This is a genomic window from Enterococcus sp. DIV1059_2 (genome assembly GCF_051713685.1).
Classification (GTDB): domain Bacteria; phylum Bacillota; class Bacilli; order Lactobacillales; family Enterococcaceae; genus Enterococcus_D; species Enterococcus_D casseliflavus.
Map to the genome: position 1 here is coordinate 1,474,258 of NZ_JBIOQK010000001.1, position 25,937 is coordinate 1,500,194.

27 protein-coding genes are annotated in these 25,937 nt (G+C 42.7%); 21 read left to right on the forward strand and 6 right to left on the reverse strand.

Going from position 1 to position 25,937, the window contains the following annotated elements; all coding sequences use genetic code 11:
* The first annotated feature begins 12 nt into the window (after positions 1-12).
* The 4 genes from IGI72_RS06775 to IGI72_RS06790 all read left to right on the forward strand — a co-directional run bounded on the left by IGI72_RS06775 (position 13) and on the right by IGI72_RS06790 (position 4,942).
* On the forward strand, positions 13-1,044 hold the full coding sequence (locus IGI72_RS06775) for a DUF916 and DUF3324 domain-containing protein (protein WP_438753594.1): 1,032 nt from the start codon (positions 13-15) through the stop codon (positions 1,042-1,044).
* A 45-nt stretch (positions 1,045-1,089) separates the two neighbouring features.
* Positions 1,090-3,252 carry an L-type lectin-domain containing protein gene (locus IGI72_RS06780; protein WP_438753596.1) on the forward strand — a complete coding sequence of 721 codons (2,163 nt, stop codon included), beginning with the start codon at positions 1,090-1,092 and terminating at the stop codon, positions 3,250-3,252.
* A 681-nt stretch (positions 3,253-3,933) separates the two neighbouring features.
* A complete protein-coding gene (locus IGI72_RS06785) occupies positions 3,934-4,302 on the forward strand; it encodes a DUF7006 family protein (protein ID WP_015509452.1) in 369 nt (122 codons plus the stop codon).
* 277 nt (positions 4,303-4,579) lie between these two features.
* The gene (locus tag IGI72_RS06790; protein WP_005225688.1) at positions 4,580-4,942 is read left to right on the forward strand and encodes a hypothetical protein; all 363 of its coding nucleotides are present in this window, start codon (positions 4,580-4,582) and stop codon (positions 4,940-4,942) included.
* Positions 4,943-5,017: 75 nt separating this feature from the next.
* Here IGI72_RS06790 and IGI72_RS06795 read toward each other — a convergent pair whose 3' ends face one another.
* Together IGI72_RS06795 and IGI72_RS06800 are read right to left on the reverse strand one after the other, a co-directional pair.
* The gene (locus IGI72_RS06795; RefSeq protein ID WP_015509453.1) at positions 5,018-5,452 is read right to left on the reverse strand and encodes a MarR family winged helix-turn-helix transcriptional regulator; all 435 of its coding nucleotides are present in this window, start codon (positions 5,450-5,452) and stop codon (positions 5,018-5,020) included.
* A gap of 58 nt (positions 5,453-5,510) precedes the next feature.
* Positions 5,511-5,921: an Ohr family peroxiredoxin gene (locus IGI72_RS06800; protein ID WP_060792506.1), complete on the reverse strand. Its 411-nt coding sequence runs from the start codon at positions 5,919-5,921 to the stop codon at positions 5,511-5,513.
* Between the two features lie 247 nt (positions 5,922-6,168).
* Between IGI72_RS06800 and IGI72_RS06805 the strand changes: the two genes are divergently transcribed.
* The gene (locus IGI72_RS06805; protein ID WP_005225691.1) at positions 6,169-6,381 is read left to right on the forward strand and encodes a hypothetical protein; all 213 of its coding nucleotides are present in this window, start codon (positions 6,169-6,171) and stop codon (positions 6,379-6,381) included.
* Entirely contained in the window at positions 6,378-7,337 is a 960-nt protein-coding gene (locus IGI72_RS06810) for an SPFH domain-containing protein (protein WP_010747934.1), read from the forward strand. The genes IGI72_RS06805 and IGI72_RS06810 overlap by 4 nt, the downstream gene beginning before the upstream one ends.
* A 66-nt stretch (positions 7,338-7,403) precedes the next feature.
* Here IGI72_RS06810 and mprF read toward each other — a convergent pair whose 3' ends face one another.
* Together mprF and IGI72_RS06820 are read right to left on the reverse strand one after the other, a co-directional pair.
* A complete protein-coding gene (gene mprF, locus IGI72_RS06815) occupies positions 7,404-9,950 on the reverse strand; it encodes a bifunctional lysylphosphatidylglycerol flippase/synthetase MprF (RefSeq protein ID WP_438753598.1) in 2,547 nt (848 codons plus the stop codon).
* Positions 9,951-9,952: 2 nt separating this feature from the next.
* Positions 9,953-10,678, reverse strand: coding sequence for an alpha/beta fold hydrolase (locus tag IGI72_RS06820; RefSeq protein ID WP_005225694.1), 726 nt, complete (start codon positions 10,676-10,678; stop codon positions 9,953-9,955).
* Positions 10,679-10,944: 266 nt separating this feature from the next.
* On the opposite strand from IGI72_RS06820, the gene IGI72_RS06825 reads away from it, so the two are divergent.
* From IGI72_RS06825 to IGI72_RS06835, 3 genes are all read left to right on the forward strand, one after another.
* Entirely contained in the window at positions 10,945-11,970 is a 1,026-nt protein-coding gene (locus IGI72_RS06825) for an NAD(P)/FAD-dependent oxidoreductase (protein ID WP_005225695.1), read from the forward strand.
* Positions 11,971-12,170: 200 nt separating this feature from the next.
* Positions 12,171-13,046 (forward strand): cation diffusion facilitator family transporter, encoded by an 876-nt coding sequence (locus IGI72_RS06830; protein WP_005225697.1) that lies wholly within the window; start codon positions 12,171-12,173, stop codon positions 13,044-13,046.
* Positions 13,047-13,177: 131 nt separating this feature from the next.
* The gene (locus IGI72_RS06835; RefSeq protein ID WP_005225698.1) at positions 13,178-13,348 is read left to right on the forward strand and encodes a hypothetical protein; all 171 of its coding nucleotides are present in this window, start codon (positions 13,178-13,180) and stop codon (positions 13,346-13,348) included.
* 116 nt (positions 13,349-13,464) lie between these two features.
* On the opposite strand, the gene IGI72_RS06840 is transcribed toward IGI72_RS06835, so the two are convergent.
* The gene (locus IGI72_RS06840; protein WP_015509456.1) at positions 13,465-13,728 is read right to left on the reverse strand and encodes a hypothetical protein; all 264 of its coding nucleotides are present in this window, start codon (positions 13,726-13,728) and stop codon (positions 13,465-13,467) included.
* Positions 13,729-13,896: 168 nt separating this feature from the next.
* Here IGI72_RS06840 and IGI72_RS06845 point away from each other — a divergent pair, with 168 nt between their 5' ends.
* Both IGI72_RS06845 and IGI72_RS06850 read left to right on the forward strand, forming a co-directional pair.
* The gene (locus tag IGI72_RS06845; protein WP_438753600.1) at positions 13,897-14,385 is read left to right on the forward strand and encodes a GNAT family N-acetyltransferase; all 489 of its coding nucleotides are present in this window, start codon (positions 13,897-13,899) and stop codon (positions 14,383-14,385) included.
* A gap of 30 nt (positions 14,386-14,415) precedes the next feature.
* The gene (locus IGI72_RS06850; protein WP_015509457.1) at positions 14,416-15,153 is read left to right on the forward strand and encodes a MurR/RpiR family transcriptional regulator; all 738 of its coding nucleotides are present in this window, start codon (positions 14,416-14,418) and stop codon (positions 15,151-15,153) included.
* 23 nt (positions 15,154-15,176) lie between these two features.
* On the opposite strand, the gene IGI72_RS06855 is transcribed toward IGI72_RS06850, so the two are convergent.
* Positions 15,177-15,947 carry a MurR/RpiR family transcriptional regulator gene (locus IGI72_RS06855; RefSeq protein ID WP_016620488.1) on the reverse strand — a complete coding sequence of 257 codons (771 nt, stop codon included), beginning with the start codon at positions 15,945-15,947 and terminating at the stop codon, positions 15,177-15,179.
* Positions 15,948-16,118: 171 nt separating this feature from the next.
* Between IGI72_RS06855 and IGI72_RS06860 the strand changes: the two genes are divergently transcribed.
* The 10 genes from IGI72_RS06860 (at position 16,119) to IGI72_RS06905 (ending at position 25,856) form a co-directional block, all read left to right on the forward strand.
* Positions 16,119-17,510 (forward strand): glycoside hydrolase family 1 protein, encoded by a 1,392-nt coding sequence (locus tag IGI72_RS06860; protein ID WP_438753602.1) that lies wholly within the window; start codon positions 16,119-16,121, stop codon positions 17,508-17,510.
* Positions 17,511-17,522: 12 nt separating this feature from the next.
* Entirely contained in the window at positions 17,523-18,827 is a 1,305-nt protein-coding gene (locus tag IGI72_RS06865; protein WP_438753604.1) for a PTS sugar transporter subunit IIC, read from the forward strand.
* A 1-nt stretch (position 18,828) separates the two neighbouring features.
* The gene (locus tag IGI72_RS06870; RefSeq protein ID WP_010747943.1) at positions 18,829-19,074 is read left to right on the forward strand and encodes a hypothetical protein; all 246 of its coding nucleotides are present in this window, start codon (positions 18,829-18,831) and stop codon (positions 19,072-19,074) included.
* Positions 19,075-19,214: 140 nt separating this feature from the next.
* A complete protein-coding gene (locus IGI72_RS06875; RefSeq protein WP_005225702.1) occupies positions 19,215-20,513 on the forward strand; it encodes a PTS sugar transporter subunit IIC in 1,299 nt (432 codons plus the stop codon).
* A 28-nt stretch (positions 20,514-20,541) separates the two neighbouring features.
* A complete protein-coding gene (locus IGI72_RS06880; protein WP_005225703.1) occupies positions 20,542-20,793 on the forward strand; it encodes a hypothetical protein in 252 nt (83 codons plus the stop codon).
* A 1-nt stretch (position 20,794) separates the two neighbouring features.
* Entirely contained in the window at positions 20,795-21,889 is a 1,095-nt protein-coding gene (locus IGI72_RS06885) for a DUF871 domain-containing protein (protein ID WP_074535646.1), read from the forward strand.
* 4 nt (positions 21,890-21,893) lie between these two features.
* Positions 21,894-23,006 carry an amidohydrolase/deacetylase family metallohydrolase gene (locus tag IGI72_RS06890; RefSeq protein WP_375836724.1) on the forward strand — a complete coding sequence of 371 codons (1,113 nt, stop codon included), beginning with the start codon at positions 21,894-21,896 and terminating at the stop codon, positions 23,004-23,006.
* Positions 22,990-24,096 (forward strand): DgaE family pyridoxal phosphate-dependent ammonia lyase, encoded by a 1,107-nt coding sequence (locus tag IGI72_RS06895; RefSeq protein ID WP_375836723.1) that lies wholly within the window; start codon positions 22,990-22,992, stop codon positions 24,094-24,096. The genes IGI72_RS06890 and IGI72_RS06895 overlap by 17 nt, the downstream gene beginning before the upstream one ends.
* Complete coding sequence (dagF, locus tag IGI72_RS06900; protein WP_284591208.1) at positions 24,093-24,842, forward strand: 2-dehydro-3-deoxy-phosphogluconate aldolase; 750 nt, start codon at positions 24,093-24,095, stop codon at positions 24,840-24,842. Before IGI72_RS06895 ends, dagF begins: the two co-directional genes overlap by 4 nt.
* 9 nt (positions 24,843-24,851) lie before the next feature.
* Positions 24,852-25,856, forward strand: coding sequence for a sugar kinase (locus tag IGI72_RS06905; RefSeq protein WP_015509465.1), 1,005 nt, complete (start codon positions 24,852-24,854; stop codon positions 25,854-25,856).
* Positions 25,857-25,937 lie beyond the last annotated feature (81 nt).

The window sequence follows — 25,937 nt, forward strand, 5'->3', positions numbered from 1 at the left end:
GAAAGGGCGACAATGAAAAAACAAATCAAGTGCTTCGTACTCATTAGTTTCTTTATCAGTTTGTGTTGCGTTACGAAAGTCACCGGTCATGCACAGACCACACGGTTCACTGTAACCCCTGAACTTCCCCAAAATCAAGTCAGTGACGTCACTTATTTCGACTTACTGGTAAATCATGAGACCGAACAGAATTTGACCGTTGCCCTTCATAACACGAGTTCGGAAACCCTTACGATACAAGCATCCGCACTGAATAGTTACACAGCTGCTACTGGGATCATCGCTTATCAGGCAGCCGAAACAGCAGAGGATTTTGGCGGTGTGTCTTTCACGACCTTGATAAAGAAACCAAATCAAATGATTCAGCTTGAACCAGGGGAAACATGCCAAGTGGTATTTCCTCTTTCAATGAATGACAAGCGTTTTACAGGTGAAATCATAGGTGCCTTTTCTTTTGAAGAAGAACAACAGGAGGGGCAAGAGGCGGAGGAAACCAGTCTTACGTCAACCTATAAAATCGTCCAAGGTGTCCGCCTTCGCCAGCAGTTAGATGCGCTACCTGATCCTGAACTTTCCTTGATCGAAAGTGAGGCGGTAGAAAAAGATGGCATCGCATCCCTAAAAAGCCGCATTGAAAATGATCAGCCAGTGGCTTTTGGGAAGATTGCTGTTAAGACTGTGATTCGTGAGCAAGACAGTGACAGGGTTGTGGGGGGATTTACTGCGGAAAGTTTTCAATTTGGCCCAAACTCTACACTGGATCTTTATAGCGCGTTTGATGAAGAAATTGTAGAGCCAGGAACCTATCACATTCAAATCGAGCTGAGTGCCCCACGTGGAACGTGGGTTTTTGAGGATAGCGTCACTGTTTCTCGCCCAGAAGCTGAAACGATCAATCGAAAAACGATCGTGGGATCAGGCTCTCTTCACAACAACCGTTGGGTATATATTGTTGCAGTGGTCATTCTTCTGCTTATTTCCAGTCTATTGCTCCTGATGTATTTGCGACGAAAAAAATCAAAGGAAACAACAGAGCAGGAATGAGAAGACTTCATTTAAGTACTTGATCAAACAAAGCGGAGGATGACGATGAAAAAATTTCTTACGACACGTTTTTTACTTTTCTTCTTGTTAGGTATCGCCTTATTTCATACAGGAAACGCATCAGTTGCAGCGACCGTCGTGGAGCCAGATTTTGCGACGTTACCGATCGATGAGACCTTGATCACTACGGTGGGGCAAGCTGGTTCTCCGCAAGGATCGGATGGCTATAACTATGTTCAAATCAATGATGGCGTGACATCAAATGTCAGTGGGGGCGTTTGGTTCAACAAAGCGGTTTCTTTTACCCGATCATTTCGTTTAGAAATGGCTTTTTGCATCGAAAATGCAGATGCTGATAGCGATGGCTTAGCTTTTGTTATGCAAAGCAGTGGCTTAAATGCACTCGCGCAACAAGCAAGCTCAACGATTGGTGTCTGGTCCAATACGGGGGGGACGGATCCTCTGAATACAGGTGCGATTCCGCAAAGCTTTGCCATTGAATTTGATACCTTCTATAATTCTGGCAGTTTTGGGGTCCATGGTGCTATGGATCGCGATGCCCCCAATAGCCACCATATCGCATGGAATTTTCCAGGTTCTAACGAAGCCTATACGACAGAAGGTTGGTTGCCGACATACAAGGTCGTCAATCATCTTGATCCTGTCGCTGTCACCAAGATTTCTGATAGCCAGTGGCATACGTTTACCGTTACTTTCGATCAGCCCAATCAAACCTTGCATTATTCTGTCCCAGATTTTGGGGTCGATGTCACGGTACCCGTGGATGATACGTTCAAAACGAACGTGAACTTGACCAACAATGCGCCGGTTTATTTTGGTTTTACTGGTGCTAATGGTGGAAATGTCCAAGAAAAAGCAGTGGCATTCATTGATGTCGAAGGCTTGGTCGATATGGAATTGCGTACAGGCGTATTTGAACGTGACCCCAACAAGCTGTTGCTAGATACTGAGACAGCTCTGAGTCAACCACCAGTCGTTGATGCGCAAAAAACAATTACTTATGCCACGTATCTTTCTTATAAGGACACCAGTGATTTAACGGAGTTGGAAGCAGGCATCAAGCTGCGTTCGTTTCTCCCAGAAGGCTTTTCTTTATTCGATGAGACAGTATATTTCGGTGGTCCTGATTTGATGGTAAATGGTATGCCAGAAGGCGGCACGCCGATTGATTTTAGTGTTGAAGCTGGTGAGTTGGTTGCGACCCTACCTGCATTAGCCAAAGGGAATGACTATCTGATCCACTATTCGATTACCTATACGGGGGCGCCGCTCAATGAGAACTTGAATCAAACGGTGCCTGTGCAAACGACCTTCCAAGGGAATGCCTTTGTCTCGAGTCTCGTATCTGGCAGCCCTGAGACGCATTCCTACACAATGACCGGTGTGTTTCCGCCGACGCTGACAACGGGTGTGCCTACCTTAGCAGAAGCGAAAGAAACCCAGCAGATCGTGCGGGAAAACCGTTTGTGCTTTACCCCGATTACCATCGATGACCGCAATTCAACGCAAGCACGCTTGTATGTTACGGATTTTTTTACGGAAGCAGAGACGGTGACGGAGGCAGATTTCTCAGAAACAGCTCAGATAGAGCGTGCCACATTGGCAGATCCCTTTACATATACGTTGGAACGAGATACCGCGAATCTGGAGCCGGGAACCACTTATTATCTTGCTGCTTTTGTGATCGATGCAGAAGGAAATCAATCAGAAACCCATTATTATGGCATTGATTTTCGAGGCAGTGTACAATTTCTCAGTGCGCCGGAGTCGATCAACGGACCGACAATCAATGTAAATGAGCTCGCACGATCGATCCGAAGTGATGGCTTTGCCTATCTTCCTGTTTCTTTTGATCAAAACTCGGCGCTACTGTCTATCAGCAACAGCAGTGAAGGGACTTGGCAGCTTAGTGGGCAAATGACTGATTTCTTGCAAGACCAGCAGCAGTTGGCAGAAGAAGTCCAATTCGTGATCTATGATCCGCTCGACGATCACTTGGTGGCAACAGTTACGAAAGAAGAAACGATCCTTTTTCAGCAGCTTCCCGACGGCGAGGCTGATTTGACCCTTGCTTTAAATGAATACAACTGCTATTTACGTTTTGTTCCTGATTTTGATTTGATTCAACCGGGGACGTATACTGGTACGGTCAATTGGCAGTTGGAGAGTACGATTGTAGACGAATAAAAAAAACGCCATTACGGCGTTTTTTTTATTAAAGTTCTCAGTCGATCACTGCTAACTTTGTCGACTTTTCGCAATTTTTAAAACTAATGATAGGCCTGCTAAAGCAAAACTGCCGTATTTAACGAATTTTTCCAAGGAATCTAAAGTTTGCTGTTTTTTGCGTTTGCAGTCCGGACAGCTTTTTTCATTGCCAGTTAACTTCTTGCCGCATTTACAATGGTTCTTCATCTTTGCTCCACTCCTCGTCTCGTTTATTTTGATGACTTTCTCTTCTTTAATTATACATGTTGCTGAAGGTTCTGTCTGAGATTATGCTGTCTCCGTTTTTTGTGAAGGGCAATCTGGTCTGCTGGTTGTTTGTTTCAAATCGATCGTGCTAAAGGATGCGATCTTTGGCGGCTGATTTTTCGTATAGAAGAGAGGCAATCTATCTAAAAAAGGAGGGAAATCTGACAAATTTCTCATTTTCAGATTTTGCTGATTCGCTTTGCTTATCAGTTCAGCAAAATTTTGCTATTGTGGAGTAAGATTGAGGAATCAAAAAAACGACTTCTCCTTTTTTTCTTGATTCTGTCCTTAATCTGAGAACGAAAATCACCGATAGTATGCTATATATAGGAACAGGGAGCCATCCTTGACGATGTCGAATATGGCATTTGAATGAAAGGATTGATGAAATAAGTGATTTCTTCAATAATCTATACGGATACAAAGGCTTATTTGGATAAGGTGGTCGATCAAGCACTGTTGGATTTGTTAAAATCTGATTATCCCAAAGTCTATGATCATGTACAACAATTGATTGCTAACTTTGAAGAAACGATCCAACAAATTGATCACTCAAATTTTTGGCAATTGATGCCAGAGATTTTAGGCTATGATTCACGCTTTGTCTTGTTGAACTCGCTGCAATTGTCAGAAGACAAATTTTTGACGGAAATCGAGGTTATTCAGATGATCGAACGCGATTATCCGAATTTGAATAAAGAGTTTTGTGGCTATTCCTTAAAAGAAAAAGAGCACGAAAGCCTGATCTTCAACATCCAATAAGCGGTTCTTCTTAGGATCACTTGATAGAAAAGAAAGCGACTAGCGCATCTAGTCGCTTTTTTTTTATGGAGAAGAAGGAGAATTAAACGTGTTATTTATCATTAAAATAAAAATTATTTTGAAATTATGAATAAAATAGATTATTATTGGTATATAATCCTTTTAGTGAAAGAAAAAACAATCGTAAAATGAAGAGGATAGATAGCTTATGTCAATAGCTGCGATTGTTTTGATTAGAAAATAAGAACCAGCCTGATTGGCATGGAAAGGAGCAGTTATGGATTACTTGAGTTTTTCAAAAAAAGAGTGGGAAGTCTTAGTTTGTTTTTGGGCTGTGGATGAGCCGCTATGCTGTACCGAATTTAGTGAACGCTTCGGCTTGAATCGCAACACGTCATTGTCAGTGATTCGTAAGTTAGTCAATAAAGGGATACTTGAGATCGCAAGTATCAAGATGAGTGGGTCAGTTTTGGCTCGTCGTTTCCAACCAGCCGTCACCGAATTGGAGATTTTGCAAAGTGGTTTGACGGAGGAACAAATTTTTGAACTGGTAAAAATTGCGATCAAAAAAATTGAAGACCCAGAACAATTAACTCAGTTGCGAAATGTTATTGGCGAATTGAAAACCAAAGCTTCGTAGGTCATCCCGTTTTCTTCGCTGTTTGTTAGTGAAGGTTTAAAAGATAAAAAAATGATCCACTGTGAAAACAGCGGATCATTTTTCTTGTTCTTGAAATTTTTGGACCATTTTGGTCGTCAATTCGTGGAGGACTGACAGTTCTTCCGGTTCAAGAGGCAAGAATTCAGTTACTTTGTAGGGGATCTCTAGTGCTTGTTCATGGAGTCTTTTGCCTGAATCAGTCAATGTGACCCGCAAGGAACGTTCATCGTCTTGATTTCGATTTCTTACTAGGTATCCTTTTGCTTCAAGCTTTTTTAAAACCGGTGTCAGTGTGCCAGAATCTAGACATAATTGCTTCCCCAATTCTTTGACACTGATCGCTTCATCTTCCCATAACACCAACATCACTAAATATTGGGTATAGGTCAAATTCAACGGGTCCAGTAAGTCTTTGTACTGTTTGATAATTTCTTTTGAAGCGGCGTATAGAGGAAAACACAATTGGTTTTCTAACGCTAAGACATTCATGTTTTCACCCCTTTTTCTAACATCCGCCTCTTATCATAGCTGTTTTTTCAACGAAAGTCTACTCGCTAACGGCTTTGACAGACACTTCAATGTTGCCAGCTGTAGCTTTTGAGTAAGGACATACGGTATGAGCGATTTCAAGCAATTCTTGTGTTTCCTCTGTTGATAAACCTTCGATTTGACCTTCGATCTCAACGCCTAAAACAAAGCTTGATTCACTTTCTGCGTATAACGTCACTTGTGCACTGACAGTCGAAGCACCGTCGATTCCTTTGTTGCTTTTTACTAATTCAAGGGCACTATTGAAACAAGCACTAAACCCAGCCGCAAAAAGTTGTTCTGGATTGGTGGCATTTTCAACACGTTTGCCAGGGGCAGTAATATTTAGTTCAAATGAATGATCGGGACTATGAACTTCTCCTGAACGGCCACCAGTGTTGATCATTTTTGTTGAATACATTTTTTTCATCATTTCTTCACTCCTGATTTTTATATTTTGTACAATTAGATTGTATGCAATTTAATTGGTAAATGCAAGGGATTTGTTTTCAGCTCGTCTTTTTTTCTAAAAAGGAGGGAATTATGAAATGTATACTGTCCTCTTGGATGAAACGTGCTATTATAGTTAGTAACACTTGTCATGGAATGAACGAATCAATTGAAACGAAAAATAACCTGCACGAAGGCAAAGAGGGTGGAAAATCATCGTAGACTACATGGAACAACGCGCGGTTGGACGTTATTTTCGATCGCTGACGGATCATTATTCAGGCTATATCCGTCTTTATGGCACCTACACGGAATATCGGGTGATTGCAGGGATTCCTGCTGAAAATGTCATGTTAGAGATTATCGGGGTTGAAAACGGTGTCTTATTGACCCGTGTTAACAATACATTATTTGAAAATGGAAGAGGGTTTTTACAATGATCATTATCCAAATTATTTTAGTTATCTTCGTATTAGTGATTCTGATTTGGCTGATCGCAAGCACTGCTGTGATCGTTCGTCAAGGGGAAGTCAAAGTTGTGGAAAGTTTTGGGAAATATGTTCGAACGTTGGAACCAGGTCTTCATTTTCTTGTTCCGATTTTATATACCGTAAGAGAAAGAGTGTCCTTGAAACAGATTCCTCTGGAGATCGAACCGCAAAGTGCAATTACAAAAGACAACGTAATCGTGCAGATCGATGAAGCAATCAAATACCACGTCACAGATGTTCGTGCCTTTGTTTACGAAAATGAAAACTCCGTTATCTCAATGATTCAAGATGCCCAATCAAACTTACGGGGGATCATCGGGAAAATGGATCTGAACGAGGTTCTAAATGGAACTGAAGAAATCAACGTGGCTCTATTTACTTCAATCAAAGACATCACTGCTGGCTATGGGTTAGCGATCGACCGGATCAATATCGGGGAAATCAAAGTTTCCCAAGAAATCATTGAATCAATGAATAAATTGATCACAGCTTCAAGAGACAAAGAATCCATGATCACAAGAGCCCAAGGGGAGAAATCTTCTTCAGTCTTAAGTGCCGAAGCCAAAGCTTCTCAAATGACGATCGACGCGCAAGCTCGGGCAGAACAAACCCAAATCGATGCAGAGGCGCGGGCAAAACGTGTACGGATCGATGCTGAGGCAGAAGCGGAACGAATCGCGAAAATCACTGAAGCTGAACGCAAACGGATTTTAGCTATCAATGAAGCAATCAAAGAAAGCCAGCTAGACGAACGCTCCTTATCTTATCTAGGGATCGAAGCCTTTAAAGACGTGGTCAACAGCAATACCAACACGGTCATTCTGCCATCCAATATGACGGAACTAGGAAATATTCCAGTCGTCAAACAACTTTGGGAAAACGCACCATCTAAATCAGCAGAATAACTTCGAAGCGCAACAAATGAAAAAAGCTCAAATGCACCGAGAACAAACCGGCGCATTTGAGCTTTTTTACTTCGTTTTGTCCGCCGCTTGATTATCGACGATCAACAGAGCAATCATGACATAACCGATCCAACTGTCTCGAGAATACAAAATGTAGCGAGGGGACCAAGAAGCGGCATATTTCTGTTTGTACTCCCGCAATCCTTCAAAAGAATAGAAGCGAGACCCGAAGGTGTAAACGAGATAGGCGATCCGCTCTTGTAAGAAACTACTGCGGAAAGTACCAACATTGGCTAATGGTGCCATACCTAAATCGAATTGTTGGTAGCCTTGTTCTTTAAAATAGTCAAACAGCTGAATAAACAAGAAATCCATCGTTCCGTTCGGGGCTTTTTCAGGATCGTGACGCATCAGATCAATGGAAGCTAAGCCTGTCTGATAGGTTGGCATAAAGGAGGCAAACGCGACGATTTCTTGTTGCTGATTACGGACGACTGCAATTGGTGCGGTACTCAGATAGGATTCTGAAAAGAATCCAAGGGAGAACCCTTTTTCTTTCCGTCCATCTAGCCAGTTGTCAGAAATTTCCTTAAGGGTGGCAAAGGTTTCGGCTGAAAAGGGTGGGGTGAGCACATCAAAGGTAAAGCCTTCTTTGGTGATCTTGTTGTTCAATGCCCGCTGTCCCTTCATTTTCTTTCCTGAGAGGGTGAAGCTAGGCAGATCCACATAGGCTTTCTCACCGAATTTGATAAAGTCATACCCGAATTCATGCAGCAGCATCACCATTTCTTCACTACTTTCATAAAAGACTGGCAAGTAATTCCACTGATCCATCTCTGTTAGAAAGGTTTCCAGTGCCTGGGGAAAGTCTGCTTGCTTCCCAGAAGGATCCCCCATGACTAAGCATTTATTATTAAAGGTCGTAAATTGAAAAAAGACCGTCGGCTCGCCGATTTCTGGATAAACGTACACTTGCTTGTCTTTTAAATAGACAAGATGGCTATCGCTATTGCCGCCATAAGTGTTCAAAATATGCTTCACTTTATCGGTGGCGGCACTGACACCGAGTTGGTGCTTTGGTCCCATCAAGTAGCGTGCAAACAGCAGCATCGCAACGGCGACGAATAAAATCGCAACGAAGCCTTGGAGCCATAATTTTTCAGAAGGGAAAAGCAAAAAATCCATCGAATGGTGATGCGTCGGATGCCGATTGATATGGGGCATATTGTAGACCCCGATAATGACATAGAGGATCGTCAATGAACCAATCAGCAAACCATCGATCGTGAGCCATTCCCAAGCGAAAACCAGTTGCTTTCGGAATAACTCGCTTTTTGAAAAAATCATGATCGCCAGTAATAATAGAAGAAACAGCATGGTCGAAAAGCGGAAACCCGCAAAAATAGCATAGCCGATCGTTGCTGCAATCAACAAAAGCGTCGGCACATACGCGCGACTGACACGGGCAGAGATGCCGCGACCGGCAATCAAAAAGAGATAGCCGAGAAAGATACTCGGGTACTGCATTACAAAATTCAAGCGAATCGGATTGAGGTGGGCTAACCATTTGATTTGATCAAATGCTTCTGGGATCGTGGCGGAAAGCACCAACATCGTTCCAGTCAAATAAAGCAGCAACACTTCGATCTTGTGGAACACTTCCAACAACAAGCTTTTTGGAATACCAGAAAAGCGCTGGTTGAGAGAGACACCGACATTTTTTGAGAAAAAAAGCAAACCGATCAAAAAGGGAATGATGTAATAAAACAGACGGAACAGCAAGAGCCAGGCAATGACACTTTCACGGGGAATCTGTAGTGAACCCATTCCCATGATCATCATGACATCAAAGGTTCCCAGTTCCCCGGGAATCATCGAGACGATCCCAATCACGGAAGCAGCGATGAAAAGCGGCAACAGTTGAAACACATCGACCGAGAGACCCATCAACAGACCCGTCGTAAAGAAGGCGGCAAAAACACCTAGCCATTCCAATAAGGAAGCGGCGATCAGCTGCAGACGATCGCGTCGTTGCAGCCCACCTAAGTAGGCATTTTTTTTGGAAAAACTAAGCGCATAGACGATTGGAAAATAAAGACTGCCGCCTAAAAGCCAGATCCAATACTGTTGGAGATAATCGGTCGTGGGACCGAAGAGGACGAATGCCAGCGCAGCAAGCGATAAAATCGAAAGACCAGACATCAAATAGATAAAAATCTTCGATATTGCTTGGGCAACGTCTTTGCCTTTTTTTCCTTTGCCATAAAATTCCGACCGTAACCCGATACTGATGAAACCGCCAAAGCCGATCAAATTGTTCATGGTATTGATGATCCAGCTGGTTTCTAGTAAATAACGGCGATCAGGTTTGTCCCCTAGCAAGCGATTCAAGACGATATCATATAAGACCATGGGAAAGACACACAGTAAGCCAATGACAGCCATTAAAGCCACTCGCCAAAGGGATAGCTGCGCTAACAATTGTTTTAGTTGATCAATCGAGATCGTCTTGCTTAACGAAAGCAGCTCGCCGAACACGATCACGGCGACTGCAATTAAGAAGAGGGTTTTAAACAGTGAGCGGTGGTCGCGGAGCCAAGTAAAGATTCTCATAGTTATTCACCGACCTTTTCTAAAAAAGATAAAACTTTCGTATTAAATACTTCTGGATTTTTTCGTGCAAAACTATGTCCTTGTCCTTTGACGACGATAAAATTGGACTGAGGAATACTGTTTGCAATATAAAAAGAATGGGAAAGCTTGATCGAATCACGTTTGCCGACCAAAATCAATGTCGGCACACTGAGGTGATTCAAATCGGCTGTAGATAAACCGATTGGACGAAACAACAATCCCAAAATAGGCAGAAAGCCCCGCATGCCTTTGGAGAATGGGGAACAAAGCCAAACGATCAGATATTGCAAGACACTGCCGATTCGAGAAAAGAGCCTCACACCTCGCGGTTCCGTGTTGCCAGAGTTTAAAATCATGCAGCTGACATGCTCTGGGTAGAGATGGCAAAAGACCATCGCCAGATTGGCACCATCGCTAAATCCTAGTAAGGCGATTTTCGTTAGCTTTTCTTGCTGAATAATTGCTAAAAGATCTGTTGCCATTTTAAAAAAATCGATTTTCTTCTGCGTATTAGTGGATTTGCCATGCCCTCGACTATCGATTAAATACAGTTGATGTTTTTGACGCAAGGCGTCGACCTGCTTTGAGAAATAGGCACTGCTGCCGCCATTTCCGTGCAATAAAAAAAGAGGGCGTCCTGAACCGGTTTTCTCGTAATAGAGGACAGACCCGTCCGGTAAGGGCGCGTAACATTTTTCAACTTCCATTTTTTCACCTACTTTCTAAGAGTATACCTTGAAGTCAGGGACGATCACAAATATATCACTAGATAAAATGAGAAAAAATAACAATCTGCTCATCTTTTTTTTACCAGAAGTTCAGGAAAAGGCTTTTTTCTTTACAATGTAAAGAAAAATAATTAGTAAACATAATTAATTTGTTTTCAGAAAATTCTTTACAAATGGACGATCGTTGTCTATAATCGAACTAACTAATTGAGAATGATTTTCATTTACGAAAGAGAGGCTAGCCAATGACCACTATAGCAGATGTTCTGATTATCGGCGGAGGACCCACTGGACTCTACGCGAGTTTTTATGCTGGATTACGTGATCTATCGGTCGTATTGTTTGAAGCACAAGCCGAATTAGGCGGGAAGATCAATTTCTATCCTGAAAAAATGGTCTGGGATGTGGGTGCATTGCCGCCCACCAAGGGAAAGAAAGTCAAAGAACACTTGATTGAACAGGCCAAGTTGTTTGATCCAACGATCTATCTGAAAACGAAAATCATTTCATTGACCAAGGAAGACGACCTTTTTTATGCAGTGGATGACCAAGGGAGGACCCATGTTGGACGCACCGTTTTAGTCTGTATCGGCGGCGGTGTCGTTTCTCCGCAAAAATTGCCATGTTTCATCCATAATAATGTCGACAACTATATCCACTATCAGTTTCCTGACCAGCAAGCGATCCAAGGCAAGCATCTAGTGATCTCTGGCGGCGGTGATGCGGCAGTGGATTATGCGATCGAAGCAGTGTCTTATGGTGCCAAAGTCACCCTGTGTTACCGAGGAGAAAAATTGAAAGCTCATGAAGCACAAGTAAAGAAGATGAAAGCAGAAGGGATTCAAGTGCTGATGAATCACACCATCGATGGGGTGAATCAAGCCGAAACATTCAATATGGTTCTACGACTAAAAAACAGTGCCAACCATGAAACGATCGATTTTTTATGCGATCATCTACTGATCCAACACGGGTATGACCGTGACAGTGGCTTGTTAGATAAAGTCTCCTTTGATCTGGCACGCCATGAAGACTTTTACCTCAATTGCGAGATTCCTACAAAAACTAGCCATCCCGGTGTTTTTGCAGCTGGCGACATTCATTATTTCAAAGGCAAAGTGAATCTTTTGGCGGGAGCCTTTCAAGATGCTGCGCAAGCAGTCAACCAAATCAAACACTATTTAGAGCCGACCAGTGTCCCACAGGCGATGGTTTCCTCCCACAATGAGAAATTCAGTGAAAGAAATCGCCAGTTGTTGGTCAATGAGTAGCCATGCTTCTTTGTGAAAGAAAAAGTAGAAAAAGCAGGAGTCCCTTATGGGTCCTGCTTTTTTGGTGTCCTCAGAACAGAAATTCGTTTCACTAGAAGTGAATGTTTGCCGCTCCTAAAAAATAAAATCTCTCAAATAAATGATGCAAACTGTGAAAATTTCAGCTATTATTTTCAAGTTGACTATTTGGAGGGGATGACATGAATCAAACAAGATACGCAGAATTAAAACAAGCAGAAAGAGGCGCCATCTTAAGTATCGTTGCTTACATTTTGGTTTCCATCGCCAAACTTGCCATCGGTCGTTTGGCAAACTCTGAAGGACTATGGGCAGATGGGTTGAACAATGCGACGGATATCGTAGCGTCGATCGCTGTCTTGATTGGTTTGCGTTTGGCTCAAAAGCCAGCAGATGAAGACCATAAATATGGTCATTGGAAAGCAGAAAATGTGGCAAGTCTCGTAACATCCTTGATTATGCTGGCAGTCGGTCTGCAGGTCTTATGGTCCTCCATTCAAACGATTCTACTCGGAGAAACGCAAAGTCCCGATATGATCGCGGCAGTCGTCGGTATCATTTCAGCTATTTTGATGTATGGCATGTATTACTATAATAAGCGATTATCCGCTCGCGTAAAAAGCTCCGCTCTGCTAGCAGCTGCTAAAGACAACCGCAGCGATGCGTGGACGAGTATTGGAACTGCGATCGCTATTTTTGCCGCCTCATTTGGTATCGGTTGGTTGGACAGTTTGACTGCGATCGTGGTAGCTCTTTTGATTATCAAAACCGCCGTCGATATTTTTCGTGAGAGTGCCTTTTCACTTTCTGATGGGTTTGATGAATCGTTAGTCGTGGAGTATGAAGCGGCAATCGCTGGTTTTTCTGAAGTGAAATCTGTCAAATCGATTCGAGGAAGAATGTATGGCGCCAATGTTTTTCTCGATGTCGTTGTGACGATGGACAAATCTTTGACGGTTGAAAAGAGTCATAACGTTGCAGATGCTATTGAAGATCTCTTAGCTGATCGTTTTCAGGTGTTTGATACTGACATCCACATCGAGCCAGCTACCGAATAAATTTTCTGGCAAAACCTTGATAGGACAAGGATGTAAACCACCCGTTTCCTGTTTGTAAACTGAAAAGTTCTTACGGAACCTGCTCATTCATGGCACACTAGAGGTAACAAAGGAAGAAAGTAGGGAGCCCTATGAATAATAAGCAGGTAGTAGAAAATGAGTTAGTTATTTCTTTAGATAAAATGGATGAAACAGAAATGATGGCACTTTGCCAACAATATATTGCGGCTATTGATGATAGCCAAGTCCTCTTCGCTTTACTGAAAAAAGTTCAAGCCTCTAAAGCAGCAGTAAGTAAATAAAAAACAAACCGGCATCTTATGCATTGATGTTCCCCTCAGCGAAAGCGAAAGGCGCATTGATCAACAGGAAAAGATGCCGGTTGTTTTTTAATTTGTTTGAGTCTTTTTAAAAACTTTTAAAGGACGTTTAATAGTGCGATTAACCCATAGATGATCAAAGAGGCTATTCCTAGAGGAACAATGCGTCGGAATATAATCTCTTTCAAGCGCTTGCCTGCTTGTCGTTCTTTTTCATAGTTAGGATCATGGGCATGCGCTTTAAATTGCTGAGGAGAACGAGAGAAGATCAAGCCGTTGGTCATCGATAAAACCCAGCCAATTAACGCCATGAAGAACGAAACAAAAATGATTGCCAGTAAAAGTAGTTGCAAGAGCTGCATCGTGTTGCTACCTCCTTTTCGTCACCATTTTTTCACTTCTAGTTTACCATCTTTTGAGACATTTTGGGGTCTTTGTTCCACGTGCCCTTTCTTTTTTTTCCTTATCCCTTATAATAGAGATATTTATAAACGAGTTTTTGTTTCGTGCAGCAGAAAGAAGGGGTTCTTATGGCAATCACAAAAAAAATCGTTCAATCACCTGAAGATTTCCAAACGTTGGATCGTTTGATCAAAGAAATCTGGCCAGAAGTGTTTACACCTATCATTGGGTCCGATCAAGTCGCGTATATGCTGGCTCATTACCAATCACCAGCAGCGATTCAAAACGAAGTCCAGCAAGGAGCAGTCTATCTTTTGTTATTAGAAGGAGACCGAGCAGTAGGATATACAGCGTATGAAGAAACGCAGCAGCAGATTTATTTAAGTAAATTGTATCTCCATCAATCCACTAGAGGCAAAGGCTATGCCAGCCAAGTCTTTGATTGGTATGAGGAGATCGCCTCAGGAAAAACACTGCATTTAAACGTCAACAAACAAAACCAGCAAGTGATCGCTGTTTATGAGCATCGCGGCTTTACGCGTGTTTCTGAACGCACCGTTACGATTGGTTCAGGATTTGTGATGGATGATTTTATTTATGAGAAGAAGATGGTTTGAAGGCGAAGGTGCGCAGCAAGGAGAAAACTGATGGAACTCACTGCCGAGAATAAGTCATTTAGTAAGAAAGAATGGCAACTATTTCAGTACGTATTAAATCAGCAAGCAGAAGTCTGTTCGATGTCTATTCGTGAGTTGGCGGATGCAACAAAAACTAGCTCAACGACTGTTCTACGGTTTTGTCGAAAATTTGATTGCGAAGGTTTTTCAGAATTTAAAATCAAGCTGAAAAAGACGTTACAGAAACAAGGAAAGACTGACCGATTATTCAAACAAGATAAAAAAGCCCTGCACTATTTTTTTGAACGTATGGATGAATCCTTCTATCGAGAAACATTATTAACGATTGCTAAACGAATAAGCAAAACAAAACTTTTGATCTTAGCCAGTGACAGGGAATCAACACTTGCTTTGACCTATGCCCAACAAAAGTTTGCACGTTTAGATAAGATCGTGAGCGTAGAGGAAGAAGCAGCACCGATTAAATCTGTTTGGCGAACCTTAAGTAGCGAAGCCACGTTGCTGGTTTTTTCTAATAAAGGCGCCGATCCATTCCTTGAATCCTTGATTACTGAATGTACCACCGCTGGAATTTCGACCATTTCACTGACAAATCGTTCAACAACGTCAATTGCCAAACTTTCTGAGCGAAACTTTGCTTATTATTTTTCCGATAATCAAGCAGCTGATTCATTGTCCTCACAAATTCCAGCCATTTATTTGGTGGAACTTTTATTTGATTTAGTTACAGATTGTGAAGATCGTTGAATAAATGAAACTACCTGCGCCTATCAGAGAAGTTCTTCTGATAGGCGTATTCTTTTGGCAATTTTTTCAATTAAATAGATTGCTGGTAGTTGAGAAGTCAGTTCAATGGTTTTCTCTTTTTTCTGGCTGGCTTTAAAAATAGTCTCTCTTTCGATGTAATAGGGCACCGTTAAGTCGGATAACTGGCTAATGGTTGAATCTTCAGTATTCGTGATTGCAATAATCTGACAATCTTTTTGATTTAACTTTTGTAAGTATCGAATCATTTCTTGTGTTTCCCCAGAAATAGACAAAACAATGATACCGGTTTTGCACAATATGTCTTCTGGAAACCAGTCGATAGGATAATTTGAGGGATCGTCAACTTTTAATGCCGTTTTTCCCAAGTCAGTAAAATAGAGTGCGCCGTATTCCGCAATCGTTTCAGATAAGCCTGATCCAATAAATAGCACGAAGCTTTTGTTCTTAAGAATCTCTGTTGCTCGATCGATTCTTTCAGATAAAAAGGGCTGGTTTACTCGCTTCAAGAAATCAATTGTTTGGGATTCATCACTATCGGATATTTTAGATTTTACGAGAGAATCTAAGTAAAAGCGCAAATTGATCTTAAATTCAGTAAACGTATTACATTCAAATTTCTTGCAAAAGCGGCTAATACTAGCAGTACTGGTATGGGTCTCTTTGGCAAGTTCTTTCATCTTCATTTTAGACACTGAAGCCAAGTTTTTTGATACAAATCGGTAAACCTCGTATTCTAGTGCAGTAAGTTCAGGATTGTAGTCAAGAAAAAGCATGATGCACCTCCGTAACAAAGTGTTTTTTTTGTGGAACAAATGACAAGGGATGAATACGTTTTCTATTTTGGATTATAACATTATATTGATTTTACTTCATGCTATACTTTCGTTGTTCAATAATGTAAGCGGATGCTTCGCTTAGTAAAAAAGGAATTGTAGGAGGGCAACATGGCGTATAATTTTTCGAAGGACTTTTTCTGGGGTGCAGCAACGAGTGCGACACAATCAGAAGGAACGATTGCTGGAGACAATAAAGGAGAAAACATTTGGGATTATGCATCAAAAAACTATAACCATCGGTTTTTTGAAGGAGTTACAACAGAACATACATCAAGGTTTTATCAGGAAATGGAAGCGGATTTGGATCGAATGGCGGCACTTTCTTTTAATTCTTTTCGGACTTCGATCTCTTGGTCACGTCTTATTCCCGAAGGTACAGGGGAGGTTAATCCAGAAGCTGTTGACTTTTATACCAGAATGCTTGATGGGTTAAATCAAAGAGGCATCAAACCGTTTATCAATCTTTATCACTTTGACATGCCAATGAAATTACAAGAAATCGGCGGATTTGAAAATCGTGAGGTCATCGAAGCGTATCGGGCGTATGCAAAAATTTGTTTTGATCTATTTCATGAGAAAGTTGCGTACTGGTTTACCTTTAATGAGCCGATGATTCCAGCAGAAGCCGGCTATTTGCATGACCGACACTATCCTTATGTAGTTGATTTTAAACGAGCGGCGCAAGTACTTCACCATATCATCCTTGCTCACTGTGAGGCAGTTAAGGTCTTTCGACAAGGAACATATCAAGGAAAAATCGGTATCATTATGGATGTGATTCCAGTTTACCCAAGAAGCCAGCATCCTGCCGACTTAAAAGCAGCGGAAATGGCAGACCTCTTCTATACTCGCTCGCTTAATGAAGCGATTTTAAAAGGTCGTTACCCGCAGGAGTTAAAGGCTATTTTAACGCGCTACAACCAAATGCCACAAGTGGAAGAACAAGATCTTGCCTTGATTGCTGAAACAACGATTGATCTGTTAGGAATCAATTATTACCGTCCACGGCGAGTGAAAGCCAAAGAATCTTTGCCTAATCCCGAGGGAGTTTTCTCACCAGAATGGTTTTACGATGATTACGAGATGCCTGGCAGAAGAATGAATACTTCAAGGGGGATTGAGATTTATCCTCATGGCTTGTATGATATCGCTAAAAAAATCCAGTTAGAATATGGGAATATTGATTGGTTTGTTTCAGAAAATGGCATCGGAATCCAGGGAGAAGAAACATTTATCGAAGGGGGGCAAGTGCAAGACAACTACCGAATTGCTTTTTTAAAAGAGCATTTAATTGAGCTTCATCAAGCAATGATGGAGGGGAGTAACTGTCTGGGGTATCACATGTGGACATTTGTGGACTGTTGGAGTTGGCAGAATGCGTTCAAAAATCGCTATGGCTTTTATCGTCTGGATTTAGAAACGGGAGAAAAAACGATGAAAAAGTCTGGTCTATGGTTTAAAGAAGTGATTCAAAAAAATGGTTTTTCAAACGAATTTTAGGAGGGTTTTATAATGAAAGTTTTAGACTCGGTTGCAATGAAGTTATTACCGATTGCCAATGCTATTGGACAGCAGCGGCACTTGCAGGCAATTCGAAATGGGTTGATTTCTATTTTGCCGCTCACGATCGTTGGCTCTTTTTTCACCATTATTTTAAATTTGCCGATTCCTGGTTATACCGAATGGGTCGCTCCTTATTTACCGGCACTTGACATTCCTTTTCGATTTACGGTGGGGTTAATGTCTCTTTATGCCTCATTTACGATTGGCTCCAACTTAGGTGCTAGTTACAAACTCGATCGAATAACAAGTGGGTTTTTATCCATGTTAGCGACGATTTTAATGGTCGTTCCGATCAATTTGGCGGAAGGCATCAGCACGACAGGAGATGCCGTACTTGCAGGAAGGTATTTACCCATCGCTTCACTTGGATCACAAGGATTATTCGGTGCGATCATTGCGGCGCTAGTTTCAGTAGAGATTTATCATTTTACAAAAGCAAAAAACTTGGTAATCAAGATGCCAGAAGGCGTACCGCCTGTTGTAGGCGAATCCTTTGCGGCACTCCTACCAACCTTGCTGGTTATCTTAGTCTTTTGGATTCCGCGCCACTTTTTCGGCTTCGATTTAAATGGATTACTGACGATCGCCATCTCTCCTTTAAAAGGTTTCTTAACAGGCAATAATTTGGTTGGCGGTATCATCACACAATTTGTTATCTGTGTTTTCTGGGTATTGGGTATTCATGGCCATGCCGTTTTAGGACCCATCATTCGTCCATTTTGGGATCAAGCAATTTTAGAAAATGCGGAATTATTCCAAAACGGTATGTCTGCCTTTGATCTACCAAATCTTTTTACCGAACAATTTTATCAATGGTATGCGCAAATGGGTGGTACTGGATCAACGCTTGCATTGGTTGTTTTGTTTATGTTCTCTCGTTCAAACTATTTAAAACAATTGGGTCGTCTTTCCATTTTACCAGGGATTTTTAATATTAATGAACCGATGATCTTTGGGACGCCAATTGTGATGAATCCACTGTTGGCAATTCCGTTTATTCTTGTGCCAATCGCTAATACTATCTTAGTCTATATCGTTACCGCTTTAGATTGGATGCCTAAGATGATGGTCAAACCACCATTTTCGATTCCCGCACCTCTTGGCGCATTGATTACCTCAAATTGGAATTGGGTTGCTTGTTTGATGGTCTTCGTCTGTTTCTTCGTTTCATTAGCGATTTACTATCCATTCTTTAAAGCATTTGAGAAACTTCAAGTGGCGCAAGAGCTAGAAACAGCTAAAGAAGGTGAGTAGAATGGTTCTAGTAGTGAGTTGTTTGCTCTTGATTTTTCTGACCCATCTTCTTTTAGAAAAAAATAATGCCAAAATCACGCTTGCTTTTTGGAAACTGTTACTTGTTTCCTTACTTTTCTTACTCAGTTTGTTTTTCTTGTTGATCCGCACTCCTTTGGCACCAGTTTTCATTTTGTTACTTATCATCAATTGCACCGTCATCCAAAATCGTTTTATGTATCAGTATCGACCGAAAGGACAACGATAGGACGCTTGATGGTTACTGTAGGAAATGTTATTGCGAAAAGATTATTCTATCTACTGTTTAAAAAACTATTTACGAACCCAGATCCTCTGTGCTATTATCCTTGTATAAACATTATAATGTTATAAACTAAGGAGGCAATTATGAAAGGGTTTGTAGAATTTATTGAACAGAAGTTGATGCCGATTGCAAATAAAGTGGGGATGCAACGGCACATGGTAGCGATTCGTAAGGGGATCATCGCTACGTTACCGTTAACGATCGTTGGGTCTTTCTTCACGATCTTACTGAATTTTCCCATCGAATCAGTCGCTGCGGTGATCGAACCGTATCGGGAAGTTTTGGATATTCCCTTTCGTTATACAGTCGGATTATTGGCATTGTATGCAACATATGGGATTGCTTCATCGCTAGCCAAAAGCTACAAGCTGGATTCATTGACTGCGGGTATCTTAGCAACGATGTCCTTTCTTGTAACCGCTGCACCACCGTTGCGAGTCTTCGATTCTGTGGAAGGCATCATTGATGCGGGACGCTATATCAATGTGGCAAACTTAGGCTCAGGCTCTTTGTTTGGCGCGATCGTCACGGCGATCTTGTCCGTTGAAATCTATCGTTTCTTTATCGTAAAAAACATTACCATCAAAATGCCAGATGGTGTGCCACCAGAAGTAACGAATTCATTTATGGCGTTGATTCCTGGAGGAGCGATCCTGATTTTGTTCTGGGTGATCCGTCATATGTTAGGCTTTGATATCAATGGCTTTTTAAGTAACTTGTTGATGCCGTTAAAAGACGTGCTAGCTGGTAACAGCTTGTTTGGTGGCTTATTGACTGTCTTCTTGATCTGTTTCTTCTGGGTACTGGGGATTCATGGACCAGCCATCATGGGTCCTGTCATTCGTCCATTCTGGGATATTTCCATCGCTGAAAATATGGAAGCGTTCCAAGCATCTGGCAATGCGCATGAATTGCCTAATATTTTTACGGAACAATTTTTACAATGGTTCGTCTGGATCGGTGGAGCCGGTACGACCTTAGCGTTGGTCGTTTTGTTCTTCTTCTCCAAATCAAAATACTTGAAACAATTGGGCCGTTTATCCATCTTGCCAGGCTTATTCAATATCAATGAACCAGTGATTTTCGGTGCACCGATCGTAATGAACCCAATCTTAGGCATTCCGTTCTTGGTGGCACCATTGATTACGACAACGATTTCTTACTTCGCGACTATTACGGGTGTCGTACCGATGATGGCTGCCAGACTTGGGTTTGCCATTCCAGCACCAATCGCCGCCTGGATGAGTACGGACTGGAGTATCGCAGCCGCGATTTTAGTAATCGTCAACTTCTTTATCACACTCGCAATCTACTACCCATTCTTTAAAGTCTTTGAGAAACAGCAGATTGCCCGCGAACAAGAAGAAGAAACAGCCGCTTAAGCAAGACAAAAAAGAGTGAGGTGCAAACATGGGGATTTATGCCATTTGTTTATTTTTTGGTTGTCAAATTTGGTTAACAAAATCAGCACAAGGGAAAAAAATTCAAGAAGTGCCGTTTTGGCGGATGCTTTTGTTCGGGATTCTTGGCGTTGCTGCAGCGATCCTACTGAGCCGTCAGTTTCCGTGGGGACCATTTTTGACGATAACGGCGACGATTGTTTGCAGTTCGCTTTTACTGACACGTTTTACTGCTTTTTATGAAGAAATGAGGATGAGATAAGTTGAAAAGACAACTAGGAGTATCGGTGTATCCCGATCACAGTGATTTTGAAACAGACAAAGCCTATCTGCAATTAGCCCATGATTATGGCTTTAGCCGCATTTTTATGAGTATGCTGGAAGTGAGTGACGGCAAAGAAAACGTGCAGAAAAAATTTAAAGCGTTGATTGATTTTGCCAAAGGATTAGGCTATGAAACGATTTTAGACGTGGCACCAGCCATCTTTTCGGAACTAGGCATCTCCTATGATGACTTGACCTTTTTCCATGAACTAGGTGCCGATGGGATTCGTTTAGATTTAGGCTTTGACGGCAATAAAGAAGCGATGTTGACCTACAATCCCTTTGGCTTAGCTGTTGAATTGAATATGAGCAATGATGTGGCGTATTTAGACAATATTTTGACCTATCAAGCCAACATTCCTTACTTATATGGCTGCCACAATTTCTATCCGCAAGAAGGGACTGCCTTGCCCTATGATTTCTTTGAAAAATGCAGTCGTCGTTTCAAGGAAAAAGGCATTCGAACCGCCGCATTTATCTCTTCTCAAACAGGAACGATCGGACCTTGGGATATCAATGATGGCTTACCGACCTTAGAAATGCACCGAAGAATGCCTGTAGAAACTGCCGCAAAGCATTTGTTTGCCACAGGCCTGATCGACGATGTCATTATCGGAAATGCTTATGCTTCTGAAGCAGAATTGGCAGCGCTAGGAGCGATTGATCGCTACCAGACCGCATTTGCTATTGAATTTGTGCCTGAAATCAATGAAGTTGAACGCCAAATCGCCCTGGACGAGCAGCATTACCGTCGAGGCGACATCACCGATCGGATGATCCGTTCCACAGAAGTTCGTAAAAAGTATAAGAACCATGACAATCCTGTCCATGACCACGAAGGCGTCTTTCAACGAGGGGACGTTGTGATCGGCAACGATCGTTTTGGCAAGTACAAAAACGAGCTGCAAGTCGTGCTAGAGCCTCACTCAGATCCACGAAAAAATAAAATCGGTTCGATCGTCGAACAAGAGTTAGTTCTGCTGCCCTTTATCCATCCTTGGTCGAAATTCACTTTCACAGAGAGGAAGGTGTAACGAAATGTTTGATTTGATTATTCGTCAAGCCCGCACGATCGATGAAGAAGTATTTGATATTGGGATTCAAGACGGCAAAATCACTGCTCTGGCACCCACGTTGCAGGAGCAGGCGAAACAAGAGCTGACCTTAGCAGAAGGGGAGTTCTTGTCAGCGGGTTGGATCGATGACCATGTCCATTGTTTCGAGGAAATGACGCTCTATTATGATTATCCAGACGAGATCGGTGTCAAACAAGGCGTCACGACCGTTATCGATGCGGGGACGACGGGCGCTGAAAATATCCATCGGTTTTATGATTTAGCCAAAGAAGCCAAAACCAATGTCTTTGCTTTAGTCAACATTTCCAAATGGGGGATCGTAGAGCAGGATGAACTTGCGGATCTGTCAAAAGTCAAAAAAGAATTGGTCAAAGAAGCACTGCAGAAGTTTCCTGACTTTATCGTCGGGATCAAAGCCCGAATGAGCAAAACGGTGATCGGCGAAAATGGCATCACGCCGTTGAAATTAGCGAAAACGATCCAAGCTGAAAATCAACCGCTGCCTTTGATGGTCCATATTGGTTCAGCACCACCGAATTTAGCAGAGATTCTCGCTGAATTGGAAACAGGCGATGTGGTGACCCATTGCTTTAACGGCAAAGCCAATGGGATTTTGGATCAGACAAACCAAACCATCAAGCCTTTCGTCTTTGCTGCCTATAAAAAAGGCTTGGTCTTCGATATTGGTCATGGGACAGACAGTTTCAATTTTGACGTGGCGGAGACAGCCTTTGCCAATCAGCTGAAGGCTTCTTCCATTAGTACAGATATCTACATTCGCAATCGTACCAATGGACCAGTCTTTGATTTAGCGACGACTATGGAAAAATTAGCGGTCGTAGGGTATGATTGGCGTGAGATCATCGAGAAGGTGACCAGTGCCCCTGCGAAGCAATTTCATTTACAGAACAAAGGCGAGATCGCATTGGGATATGATGCTGATTTTACGATTTTCCGCTTTGAAGCGGGCGAAAAGGAATTGACGGATTCTAACGGCAATCGCCGAATCACGACACAACAGATCGTGCCGCAAAAAGCGGTGATAGGAGGGGAACTTTTTGACACTGAATATTGAAGAATTAGGCTTGAAAGAAGTCATCAATGCTTCTGGCAAAATGACGATTCTAGGTGTCTCGAAAGTCAGCGAAAGTGTGCTTGCAGCCCAGCGCTACGGCGGGGAGCATTTCTTTGAAATGGCAGATCTAGCAGAAAAAACCGGAGCCTATTTAGCAGAATTGTTGAAAACGGAAGATGCACAGATCGTTTCTTCCGCTTCAGCGGGGATCGCCCAATCAGTGGCGGCACTCATCGGTCAAGGCGACAGCTATCATTTGTATCATCCATATAGTGAGAAAATCAGTAAGCGGGAGATCATTTTGCCCAAAGGCCACAACGTAGATTATGGCACACCAGTGGAAGTGATGGTGACACAAGGTGGTGGGAAGGTCGTGGAAGCAGGCTATGCCAATATGTGTACACCCGAGCACATTGAACAGATGATCACACCCGAAACGGCAGCGATCCTCTACATAAAGAGTCATCACACCGTTCAAAAAAGTATGTTGACGGTAGCAGAAACGGCCCAAGTTGCCAAGGCACACGATCTTCCATTGATCGTTGATGCGGCTGCTGAGGAAGATTTGTTTGCCTATACCCAAGCTGGTGCTGATTTAGTGATCTATTCAGGTGCCAAAGCATTTTCAGGACCGAGTGCTGGCTTAGTGATCGGCAAGCAGCCCTATGTCTCTTGGGTGCGCCTGCAATCCAAAGGGATAGGTCGAGCAATGAAAATCGGTAAAGACAATATTCTCGGATTTACCCAAGCCGTGACGGATTATCTAGTGGAGGGAACAGAATCTGGCGCTTCGATGCAAGAGCGTCTGCAACCATTTATTGCGGCAATCAATGAAATCACTGGTTTCGAAGCAAAAATCGTTCAAGACAGCGCTGGCAGAGACATTTATCGGGCGAGTGTTAAAGTGAAAGAACCAAGTGCCAAAGCAGTGATCGACGCGCTAAAAGCAGGAGAACCAGCGATTTATACCCGTGAGTACCAAGCCAATAACGGCATTATTGAATTTGATATCCGAGCAGTCAATGAACAAGAAATGGCAGTGATCACTGATCGCTTACAAGAAATTATGTTAGGAGCAACCCAAAAATGAAAACTTCACCCAATTATTTCGCTGACCGTGTCTGTCTAAATGTGTTAGCAAACTCCATCGACAATGCGAAAGCTTGTTACGAAGCAGCAGAGGGCAACATCGTCCTAGGTGTTTTATCAAAAAACTATGATAGTGACGAGGCGGCTATCGCTGACATGAAGAACTATCAAGTGGCAACAAATAATGCCCTTTCTGTAGGGCTTGGTGCTGGCGACCCCAATCAAAGTGAAATGGTCTCCCGAATTTCCGCTGTTCTTCAACCACAGCATGTTAACCAAGTGTTCACGGGAGCGGGGACCTCACGAGCTTTGCTAGGACAATCTGAAACGATCGTCAATGCCCTTGTTTCACCAACGGGAAAAGTCGGCTATGTCAATATTGCGACTGGTCCATTGAGTTCACAAACTCCAGCTGCAGAAGTCCCAGTTGAAACAGCGATCGCTTTATTAAAAGACATGGGCGCTAGTTCTATCAAGTATTTTCCAATGAAAGGGTTGGCTCATAAAGCAGAATATCAAGCGGTAGCCAAGGCTTGTGCCGCGAATGATTTTTATTTGGAACCGACCGGCGGTATCGATTTAGAAAACTTTGAAGAAATCTTGCAGATCGCTGTTGATGCAGGAGTGAAAAAAATCATTCCACATATTTACAGCTCGATCATCGATGGAGAAACAGGGGACACACGCCCTGGAGATGTACAGACATTAGCAGAAATGACGAAAAAGGTGTTGGCAGCAGCCAAATAGGGGGGATCAATGATGCGGATCGGTGCTTACGGTGAGGTAATGATGCGGTTGACGCCACCAGAATATCGAACGTTGGAACAGACCCACTCTTTGCGAATGGATTTTACGGGAACAGGGGTCAATCTGTTAGGCAATTTGGCGCATTTCGGCTTGACGACGTCGATGCTGACGCAGGTGCCAGCCAACCGATTAGGAGATACGGCAAAAGCCAGCTTGCGTTCCTATGGGATTCAAACGGCATTTGTTGGCAAAAAATATAGTCATATCGGCAGTTATTTCGCCGAGATCGGCTACGGCGCTCGTCCGACCTATGTGACGTATCAAAATCGACATCATAGTTCCTTTGGCGTTTCAGGTCCAGAAGAATATGCTATCGATGGGTTTTTAGAAACGGTCGATCTCATTCATATTTGCGGGATCTCTCTTAGTTTGACTGAGAAAACCTGGCAAACAGCTTTGGCTTTGGCCAAACAGGCCCATGCCAAGCAGATTCGCGTCTGCTTTGATTTCAACTTTCGTCCAAGCTTGAATGAAGAATTAAATCGGGAGGTACTGAAACAACGGTATGAAACGATCCTACCCTATTGTGACCTAGTTTTCGGCTCTGTCCGTGACTTGGAGGAGCTCTTGGCTTATCCCTTAGAGGAAACAGAAGGCGCCGAGCTTGCATTGATCCAATCCTTTATTGACCAGTATCAACTAGAATGGTTCTGCGGGACACGGCGTCTAGCCGTGGAAGACAAGCAGTTTATCAGCGGAAGGATCATTACGGCACAAGATACCTATGAAACGGCACCGCAGCTGCTGCAAGTGTTGGATCGGATCGGGGCAGGGGATGCCTATGCTGCTGGCGTATTATTAGGCTATGCCGAAAAATGGTCGCTCCAACGCACCGCTGATTTTGCTATCACGAATGCAGTTTTGGCTCATACAATGCTGGGAGATGTCCCCTTAACCACCAAAGAACAAGTTGAACAAGTCTTGCAGGCACCTGGGAAAGACTTGATTCGCTAGAAAAAACACTTGCGTCCTTCTCTTGATGGATGACTGTGCAAAAGTAGACCAATCGGCTGCTTGTGCGCAATCATTCACCGC

Coding starts and splice junctions, on each gene's coding strand:
- IGI72_RS06775 (WP_438753594.1), top strand. CDS start 13: ATGAAAAAACAAATCAAGTGCTTCGTACTCATTAGTTTCTTTATCAGT.
- IGI72_RS06780 (WP_438753596.1), top strand. CDS start 1,090: ATGAAAAAATTTCTTACGACACGTTTTTTACTTTTCTTCTTGTTAGGT.
- IGI72_RS06790 (WP_005225688.1), top strand. CDS start 4,580: ATGGATTACTTGAGTTTTTCAAAAAAAGAGTGGGAAGTCTTAGTTTGT.
- IGI72_RS06795 (WP_015509453.1), bottom strand. CDS start 5,452: ATGAATGTCTTAGCGTTAGAAAACCAATTGTGTTTTCCTCTATACGCC.
- IGI72_RS06800 (WP_060792506.1), bottom strand. CDS start 5,921: ATGAAAAAAATGTATTCAACAAAAATGATCAACACTGGTGGCCGTTCA.
- IGI72_RS06805 (WP_005225691.1), top strand. CDS start 6,169: ATGGAACAACGCGCGGTTGGACGTTATTTTCGATCGCTGACGGATCAT.
- IGI72_RS06810 (WP_010747934.1), top strand. CDS start 6,378: ATGATCATTATCCAAATTATTTTAGTTATCTTCGTATTAGTGATTCTG.
- mprF (WP_438753598.1), bottom strand. CDS start 9,950: ATGAGAATCTTTACTTGGCTCCGCGACCACCGCTCACTGTTTAAAACC.
- IGI72_RS06820 (WP_005225694.1), bottom strand. CDS start 10,678: ATGGAAGTTGAAAAATGTTACGCGCCCTTACCGGACGGGTCTGTCCTC.
- IGI72_RS06825 (WP_005225695.1), top strand. CDS start 10,945: ATGACCACTATAGCAGATGTTCTGATTATCGGCGGAGGACCCACTGGA.
- IGI72_RS06830 (WP_005225697.1), top strand. CDS start 12,171: ATGAATCAAACAAGATACGCAGAATTAAAACAAGCAGAAAGAGGCGCC.
- IGI72_RS06835 (WP_005225698.1), top strand. CDS start 13,178: ATGAATAATAAGCAGGTAGTAGAAAATGAGTTAGTTATTTCTTTAGAT.
- IGI72_RS06840 (WP_015509456.1), bottom strand. CDS start 13,728: ATGCAGCTCTTGCAACTACTTTTACTGGCAATCATTTTTGTTTCGTTC.
- IGI72_RS06845 (WP_438753600.1), top strand. CDS start 13,897: ATGGCAATCACAAAAAAAATCGTTCAATCACCTGAAGATTTCCAAACG.
- IGI72_RS06850 (WP_015509457.1), top strand. CDS start 14,416: ATGGAACTCACTGCCGAGAATAAGTCATTTAGTAAGAAAGAATGGCAA.
- IGI72_RS06855 (WP_016620488.1), bottom strand. CDS start 15,947: ATGCTTTTTCTTGACTACAATCCTGAACTTACTGCACTAGAATACGAG.
- IGI72_RS06860 (WP_438753602.1), top strand. CDS start 16,119: ATGGCGTATAATTTTTCGAAGGACTTTTTCTGGGGTGCAGCAACGAGT.
- IGI72_RS06865 (WP_438753604.1), top strand. CDS start 17,523: ATGAAAGTTTTAGACTCGGTTGCAATGAAGTTATTACCGATTGCCAAT.
- IGI72_RS06870 (WP_010747943.1), top strand. CDS start 18,829: ATGGTTCTAGTAGTGAGTTGTTTGCTCTTGATTTTTCTGACCCATCTT.
- IGI72_RS06875 (WP_005225702.1), top strand. CDS start 19,215: ATGAAAGGGTTTGTAGAATTTATTGAACAGAAGTTGATGCCGATTGCA.
- IGI72_RS06880 (WP_005225703.1), top strand. CDS start 20,542: ATGGGGATTTATGCCATTTGTTTATTTTTTGGTTGTCAAATTTGGTTA.
- IGI72_RS06890 (WP_375836724.1), top strand. CDS start 21,894: ATGTTTGATTTGATTATTCGTCAAGCCCGCACGATCGATGAAGAAGTA.
- dagF (WP_284591208.1), top strand. CDS start 24,093: ATGAAAACTTCACCCAATTATTTCGCTGACCGTGTCTGTCTAAATGTG.
- IGI72_RS06905 (WP_015509465.1), top strand. CDS start 24,852: ATGATGCGGATCGGTGCTTACGGTGAGGTAATGATGCGGTTGACGCCA.